9 protein-coding genes and 1 riboswitch are annotated in these 7,555 nt (G+C 56.8%); of the genes, 8 read left to right on the forward strand and 1 reads right to left on the reverse strand.

Features of this window, described 5'->3' with window-relative positions; all coding sequences use genetic code 11:
- Nucleotides 1–696: hypothetical protein (locus ACEQWH_RS02245; RefSeq protein ID WP_370227915.1), on the reverse strand; the 696-nt coding region annotated here is incomplete at its 3' end.
- A gap of 104 nt (nucleotides 697–800) precedes the next feature.
- Here ACEQWH_RS02245 and miaB point away from each other — a divergent pair.
- The 8 genes from miaB to ACEQWH_RS02285 form a co-directional block, all read left to right on the forward strand.
- Nucleotides 801–2,123: a tRNA (N6-isopentenyl adenosine(37)-C2)-methylthiotransferase MiaB gene (gene miaB, locus ACEQWH_RS02250; RefSeq protein ID WP_370227917.1), complete on the forward strand. Its 1,323-nt coding sequence runs from the start codon at nucleotides 801–803 to the stop codon at nucleotides 2,121–2,123.
- A 194-nt stretch (nucleotides 2,124–2,317) separates the two neighbouring features.
- Nucleotides 2,318–2,893, forward strand: coding sequence for an OmpA family protein (locus ACEQWH_RS02255; RefSeq protein WP_370227919.1), 576 nt, complete (start codon nucleotides 2,318–2,320; stop codon nucleotides 2,891–2,893).
- Nucleotides 2,894–2,903: 10 nt separating this feature from the next.
- Complete coding sequence (locus ACEQWH_RS02260; RefSeq protein WP_370227921.1) at nucleotides 2,904–3,221, forward strand: hypothetical protein; 318 nt, start codon at nucleotides 2,904–2,906, stop codon at nucleotides 3,219–3,221.
- A gap of 157 nt (nucleotides 3,222–3,378) precedes the next feature.
- A complete protein-coding gene (locus ACEQWH_RS02265) occupies nucleotides 3,379–4,419 on the forward strand; it encodes a PhoH family protein (RefSeq protein ID WP_370227923.1) in 1,041 nt (346 codons plus the stop codon).
- Nucleotides 4,420–4,422: 3 nt separating this feature from the next.
- Nucleotides 4,423–4,914 carry an rRNA maturation RNase YbeY gene (ybeY, locus tag ACEQWH_RS02270; RefSeq protein ID WP_370227925.1) on the forward strand — a complete coding sequence of 164 codons (492 nt, stop codon included), beginning with the start codon at nucleotides 4,423–4,425 and terminating at the stop codon, nucleotides 4,912–4,914.
- A gap of 31 nt (nucleotides 4,915–4,945) precedes the next feature.
- A complete protein-coding gene (locus tag ACEQWH_RS02275) occupies nucleotides 4,946–5,842 on the forward strand; it encodes a hemolysin family protein (RefSeq protein WP_370227927.1) in 897 nt (298 codons plus the stop codon).
- Entirely contained in the window at nucleotides 5,814–7,343 is a 1,530-nt protein-coding gene (gene lnt, locus ACEQWH_RS02280) for an apolipoprotein N-acyltransferase (protein ID WP_370227929.1), read from the forward strand. Before ACEQWH_RS02275 ends, lnt begins: the two co-directional genes overlap by 29 nt.
- Before the next feature lie 29 nt (nucleotides 7,344–7,372).
- A riboswitch (SAM-SAH riboswitch) is annotated at nucleotides 7,373–7,423 on the forward strand.
- Nucleotides 7,424–7,427: 4 nt separating this feature from the next.
- The coding region (locus ACEQWH_RS02285) for an S-adenosylmethionine synthetase N-terminal domain-containing protein (protein ID WP_370227931.1) at nucleotides 7,428–7,555 on the forward strand (128 nt) is incomplete at its 3' end.

Raw genomic sequence — 7,555 nt, forward strand, 5'->3', positions numbered from 1 at the left:
CCATTCGCAGCTGTATGTGTTCATCTCTTCGTCGGAAAAGGTGAAATCCTCGCGAAGCTGCACGCCTGGTGTGGCGCGGAAAATGGAAATCCGGTCGATCTTGCGTTTGGCTTTGGGGATATGTTCCTCGAATCGCCACCGTAGGCCGCCATAGAAATCCAGCTGTCGCTCTTTGGGATGATTGTGGTTGTCTGGATCAGGGCGGGACAATGCGTAATAGCCGGCCTTGTCCATCATCGCGCCTTCGATTGCCACTGCATTGCCGTTTTTGTGCAGGTTTTCTGCATATAGATCAACGACATATGTCAACATAGCGCTGCGACGCTCTTCGGCGTGAAAACATAGCATCTCGCCGATGTTGCGGGTCTCGCAGAAGGGAAACAGCAAATATTCGGCATTAAAGCAGTAATAGAGCCATAGATCGGGGCAGGCGGCGGCGACTTCGTTGACCGTGTCGATCATCTGCGTGCCTGTGGCCAGTTCCATATCGATGCGGATGACCATGTCTGTGACATCGGCGGCCAGCGCAAAGGACTTTGGCATAAAGGCCAGCACCTGCGCAAAGCCGATATCCTTGTGGTGGCGCAAGGTTGTGTCCAGCTCGACGTCGTCTTCGGCAAAGATCAACGCCAGCGGGCCTTTGGCAACAAGGCTCGGGTCTGATTTCAGAAGTGCGGCAAAACTCGTGAACTGCATCGGGCGCCTACTTGATTTTTGTCAAAAGTGATCGAAATCGCTTGTCATTGCAAGCGTCACGCATCGTGGTATAGGGGGGCGCTCTGGATTTCGAAGGTAAGATCATGTCCGACCCCAAGAAGCTGTTTATCAAGACCTATGGCTGTCAGATGAATGTCTATGACAGCGAGCGCATGGCCGAGGCTATGGGCGGCGCGGGCTATGTCACGACCGACACGCCTGATGATGCAGACATGATCCTGTTGAACACCTGCCATATTCGCGAGAAGGCCGCCGAGAAGGTCTATTCCGAACTGGGCCGCTTTAAGGGGCTCAAGGTCGACAAGCCTGATCTGAAAATCGGTGTGGCGGGCTGTGTTGCGCAGGCTGAAGGCGAAGAGATCATGCGCCGTCAGCCCTTGGTCGATTTGGTTGTGGGGCCACAGGCCTATCACCGCTTACCTGAAATGGAAGAAAAGGCGCGCACCGGCGTCAAGGCGCTAGACACGGATTTCCCCGAGGAAGACAAGTTTGAAAAACTGAAAGGACGCGGCAAGGCCAAACGTGCGCCGGCGGCCTTTCTGACAGTGCAAGAAGGCTGCGATAAATTCTGCGCCTTTTGCGTTGTGCCGTATACGCGGGGCGCAGAGGTCAGCCGTCCTGCCGCGCGCGTTTTGACCGAGGCCCGAGATCTGGTGGATCGTGGCGTGCGTGAAATCACCCTGTTGGGTCAGAATGTGAACGCCTACCACGGCGACGGTCCGAATGGTGGCACCTGGTCTTTAGCCGATCTGATCTGGGAGTTGGACAAAGTCGAGGGACTTGAGCGCATCCGCTTTACCACCAGCCACCCCAACGACATGCAAGACGATCTGATCGCTGCGCATGGGGAATGTAAGAAACTGATGCCTTATCTGCACTTACCGGTGCAGTCTGGCAGCGACAAGATCCTCAAGCGGATGAACCGCAGCCACACCGCCGAAAGCTATCTGCGTCTGATCGAGCGCATCCGCAAAGCCCGCCCGGATATCCTTATTTCCGGCGACTTTATTGTCGGCTTCCCCGAAGAGACCGAGCAGGATTTTCAGGATACGATGGCGCTGGTCCAAGAGGTGAAATACGGTCAGGCCTTCTCGTTCAAATACTCCACGCGTCCCGGCACCCCTGCCGCCGAGCGTCCGCTGGTGGATGATGGCGAGGCGTCAGATCGCCTCTATCGTCTGCAGGCCCTGATCACAGAGCAACAGCGCGAAATTCAGGACAGCATGATCGGCCGTGAGGTCTCGGTGATGTTTGAGCGCAAAGGGCGTCTTGAGGGCCAGATGGTGGGCAAGTCAGAATACCTGCACGCCGTGCATGTGGCGAATGCGGACGTGACCGTCGGCGATATCCGCGCGGTGAGAATCGTTGAAAGCAGCACAAATTCGCTTGGCGGCGTCCTCGTCTGAGGCCACAAAAGTTAACGTTCGGGCGAGATCCCCATATTTTCTTGGTGTTGCGGGCGGTTCTATGGCCGCCCACAATATCTTGTGGATTTCCCTTCACATGACCTGAAAATTTGCTACAGTAAGCCCCATCAATGATGTCGGTTCTTCCCTTGGCTGCTGCGGCCCGGGCGGGTCGCGACAGTGAGGGTAGTATCGTGGCAGATCATTTTAAAACCGGCCTGCGCCGTGCATTGGGGACAATCGCAATTGCTGCGATCACATGCACCAGCGTTGCGACCACTGCGGTTGCACAAGGCACCAAAACAATCCGAGGCGCTGAATATAAACCAACCATCTGGGTCGATCCGGACGGGTGTCAGCACTGGGTCATGGACGACGGCGCCGAGGGCTATATGACCCCGAACGTCAATCGTCACGGCATTCCAGTTTGTGATCATTCCAAACTGTGCGGCATGCTGAATGCCGATCAGTTCTTTGCCTCCGGCAGCTATCGTATCAGCGCGCAGGGCCGTCAGCGTTTGGCGCAGTTCTTTCAGCAGAACGGCTCTGATGCTTATATCATCATCGGACACACCGACAGTCGCGGGTCTGACGAAAGCAATATGAAGCTCAGCTTCAACCGCGCTGCGACCGTGGCCAACATTGGCACAAGCACCGGTGCAAATATCGTCGACGTCCGCGGCTATGGCGAGCGGATGCCGCGTGCGTCCAACAAATCATCCGTCGGCCGCGCAGAAAACCGTCGCGTCGAAATTATGTGTCTGAATTAAGGGGGCTATGATGAAACTGAAATCAGCAACTCTTGCTCTCTTGGCAGCAACTGCGGTGTCGGGCTGCGTCGAAAGCTTTGAAGGCGGTCGCAACATCACCGACAGAACCATCGATCAGGGCTTTGACGACAAGCACCTCAGCCAGTTGGTTGCCGGCATTTGGGTGGATCCGAACGGATGTGATCACTGGATCATCGACGACGGGCTTGAGGGCTATCTCAGCCAGCGGTTGGATCGCTACGGCAAACCGGTGTGTTCCGGCATTGCACCGCCAAACACCGCCACAGGCCCATATAAAGAAGGGTCGAAGTTCCACGACAAGATATGATCCAACATCAGGACATAGACGATTTCCAAAAAGACCGCGTGCCTCTGCTCGCGGTCTTTTTTTGTAACTGTGGCGTGAATTTTGCCGCCAACTGCTTGCAGGTTTTCGGGAAAGTCTGCAGGCTAAGACTCAGCATCATTTCGAAAAGGAGAGCTGCTTGGCCACAAGTGCCCTGACCCCGCCAACCTCTGGGGAAACGTCGAAAGAAATTCTGATCGAGTTCCCAGACAATCGCCTTTTGATCGACCTTTGCGGTGAGTATGATCGCAATCTAGCGGATATAGAGCAGCAGCTCTCGGTTCAAATTGTTCGCCGCGGCAACCAGCTTGCTGTTTTTGGCGAAGAGTCCCATCAAAAGGAAGCGGTCGAGGTCTTGCAGTCCCTCTATGTGCGGCTGGAAACCGGCAAGTCGGTCGAACACGCTGATATTGATCGCGAATTGCGCATGGGCGGCTCGGAAAAAGATACGGGCACCCGCGCGGGCGACCAGATGGAGCTGTTTAAGGGCGGCAAGGTCGAGATCAAAACCCGCAAAAAGCTGGTTGAACCCCGGACCGACGCGCAAAAAGCCTATGTTCAGAACCTGTTCAAAAACGAGATGGCCTTTGGCATCGGGCCAGCGGGAACGGGTAAGACTTATCTGGCGGTGGCTGTCGGCGTGTCGATGTTCATCGGAGGCCATGTGGACCGCATCATCCTAAGCCGTCCTGCTGTCGAAGCCGGCGAAAAGCTGGGCTATCTGCCCGGTGACATGAAGGACAAGGTCGATCCTTATATGCAGCCGCTGTATGACGCGCTGAATGATTTTCTGCCCGGCAAGCAGCTGGCCAAACTGATCGAAGAGAAAAAGATCGAGATTGCACCGCTGGCGTTTATGCGTGGGCGAACCTTGGCGAATGCCTTCGTGGTTCTGGACGAAGCGCAGAACGCGACGACCATGCAGATGAAAATGTTCCTGACCCGCTTGGGCGAGGGGTCTCGGATGGTGATCACCGGTGACCGGTCTCAGGTGGATCTGCCGCGTGGCGTTCAGTCAGGCCTGCGCGATGCCGAGAGGTTGTTGAGTGGTATAAAGAACATCAGTTTCAACTACTTCACCGCCGATGATGTTGTGCGTCACCCGCTTGTGGCCGCGATCATCAAAGCCTATGACGCCGACGCAGAACGCGCCCCAGACGAGCGCAGCAAACGCGGATAAGCTATGATTGACGTCCTCATCGAAGACGAGCGCTGGCAGGCGCTGGACCTGTCAGCTTTGGCAGACAAGGCAAGCACGGCCACGCTGGTTCATTTGGCAATGGATCCCGAGACGTGGGAGATCTGTGTGATGGCCTGTGATGACGCACGCATCGCCGATCTGAACGCCGAGTTTCGCGAAAAGCCGACGGCGACGAATGTCTTGTCTTGGCCCTCCGACGAGCGCGCGGCCGAGCAGGACGGAGATCACCCCGCGCAGCCTCAGGGCCCTGATCCGGAATTGGGTGATATCGCGATTGCCTACGACACCTGCCTCAGAGAATCTGACGCGGCAAACAAGCCTATGCGCGACCATGTCACGCATCTATTGGTTCACGGAGTGCTACATTTGCTTGGCTATGATCACATTCGTGACAAAGATGCCGCCCTAATGGAGGGTTTAGAGGTCGAGATACTTGGCAAACTGGGGTTGAGTAACCCATATTGTTTGGACTAACGGGGTATTTCCCCGCATTTGGAAAGGTACAATGGGCGACAGCACCGACGGGTCTTCTATCGCAGCGCAGAGCGCGCAGGGCGAGATCCCAGAATTACAAAAGAGCGGCGGTTTTTTTCGCCGCATTCTCGAAGCGATCAGCCCCGCAGATGTCGGCGAGATCGCGGAGCCTCAGCAAACAGATAGGCCGAGTTCCCAAACCCATGGGATGATGAACCTGCGTCGCATGCGCGTCGAGGATGTTGCCGTGCCCAAGGTGGATATCTCTGCCGTACCGGTGACCATGACACGTGCCGAATTGTTGGACGTATTCCGCGAAAGCGGTCTGACCCGTCTGCCAGTGTTTGATGGCACCTTGGACACGCCGGTCGGTTTTGTGCACCTCAAGGACTTTGCTTTGAAGCATGGGTTCAACGGCTCGGGCGGACGGTTTTCCCTGCGCCAGATGCTGCGGCCTTTGCTGTTTGTGCCCCCATCGATGCCAATCGGCGTTCTGCTGACCAAGATGCAGACGGAACGGCGCCACATGGCGTTGGTGATCGACGAATATGGCGGGGTCGACGGATTGGTAACAATCGAAGACCTGATCGAACAGGTGGTCGGTGAAATCGAGGACGAACACGATCAAGAGGAAGAAGCGCTGTGGCGTGAAGAAAGCCCGGGCTGCTATCTCGCGCTGGCCAAGTCGCCTTTGGACGAGTTCGAAGCCGTGATTGATCGCTCCCTTACTCAACACGAAGAGATCGACGAAGAAGAGATCGATACCCTTGGGGGCTTGGTCTTTATGTTGGCAGGGCGCGTACCTGCGCGCGGCGAGGTCGTTGTCCACCCGGACGGGACCGAGTTCGAGGTCGTGGATGCTGATCCGCGGCGCATCAAACGGCTGCGAGTGATCCTGAGTGAACAAAGCCCACATGCCGATGCCTGATCTGATGTCGCGCTATGCCAAGCTGTCGCTATGGGCGCGGCTTGGTATCTTCGCGGTATTGGGTGCGGTTGCAGCATTGGGCCAAGCGCCTTTTGGATGGGCGCTTGTGTCTGTTCTGGGGTTCGCGTCGGCCTTTGGCTTGTATCAAACCGCTGGCACGCAAGACCGGGCTTTCCACATCGGGTGGGCCTATGGGTTCGGTTATTTCCTGCTGACGTTGCAATGGTTGGTAAGCCCGTTTCTGGTAGAGCCTGAACAGCACGGTTGGATGGCGCCATTCGCGCTTGCGTTGATGTCTGCGGGACTGGCGCTGTTTTGGGGCGCTGCGTTCTGGATTGCAGGGCGGGTTGGGCGTCCGTCGGCTTTGATCGTTTCTCTACCCCTTACGGAATTGGCGCGGGCCTATGTGTTCACCGGGTTTGCTTGGGGAATGCCAGCCTATGGCATGGTCGACAGCGCGTTAGGGCAGGGGGTGGCGTGGATCGGGTCGCATGGGCTGAACGTATTGGTTCTGGCCACCGCGTGGGCCATATCAATGGTGGCGCTGAACTCGGGATGGCTGCGTCTGGTGGCTGCGTTTGTGGCCACCATAGGCATTGCATCCGTGCTAGCGCCCGCGCCAGAGGCACAAGAGCCACGGGCAGACGCGCCCGTCATTCGCCTGATCCAGCCCAATGCAGCGCAGCACGAGAAATGGGACCCTGACCTGATCCCAGTGATCTTTGAGCGCGCCCTAGAGCTTACGCGCGCAGAGGCTGATGCGCCGATTGCGCTGACCATTTGGCCCGAAACATCGCTGCCTGACATATTGAATTATGGCGATGATTTGCTGTCTCAGGTCACTCGGGCCGCGGGACCATCGCCTGTTGTCATAGGGGCCAACCGATTTGTGGGGCCGCGGCTCTATAATGCGGCGGTATATGTTGCGGCTGACGGTGAAATTCAGGCGACCTATGACAAGCATCACTTGGTGCCTTTCGGGGAATACCTGCCGTTTGGTGAGGTTCTAGAGCGCTTTGGCATCTATGGCATGGCCGCAAGTCAGGGCCACGGATTTTCGCCCGGAGCAGGAGCGCAGGTCATGGATTTGGGTCCGTTGGGGCTTGCGCTTCCTCTGATCTGCTACGAGGTGGTGTTCCCGCAAGACGTCAGGGCTAGCAAAGTGCGGCCCGATATGTTGATGCAGATCACCAACGACGCATGGTTCGGCGATTTTTCCGGACCTTTTCAGCATCTGGTGCAGGCGCAGATGCGTGCGATGGAAATGGGCCTGCCGATGGTCAGGGCTGCGAATACGGGCGTGTCGGCGATGATTGACGCACGTGGCAGAATTGTCGCCCAATTGCCGCTGAACGAAGCGGGATTTCTGGATGTACGGCGTCAGGATCCTTTGCCGCAGACGCTATATGCCTGGGTCGGAGATGCGCCAATATTAGTGTTTTTACTGCTCGTTCTGGCGGTCTATCTCGCCTTGCGCCCGCGAAATCGCTTGACCCCTTAGGGATGCAGGCCTAAGTCCGATGGGTATCACCGCCGCCACAACGGCTTCCTGACGTGGCGGTCAGATTTCCTACTGGAGCACTTCATGGCACGAAATAACTATACGTTCACGTCCGAGTCCGTCTCGGAGGGACATCCTGATAAGGTTTGCGACCGCATTTCCGACGCTGTTCTTGACGCGTTTCTGGCAGAAGAGCCCGAAGCCCGCGTCGC

Source organism: Cognatishimia sp. (assembly GCF_964229375.1).
Classification (GTDB): domain Bacteria; phylum Pseudomonadota; class Alphaproteobacteria; order Rhodobacterales; family Rhodobacteraceae; genus Cognatishimia.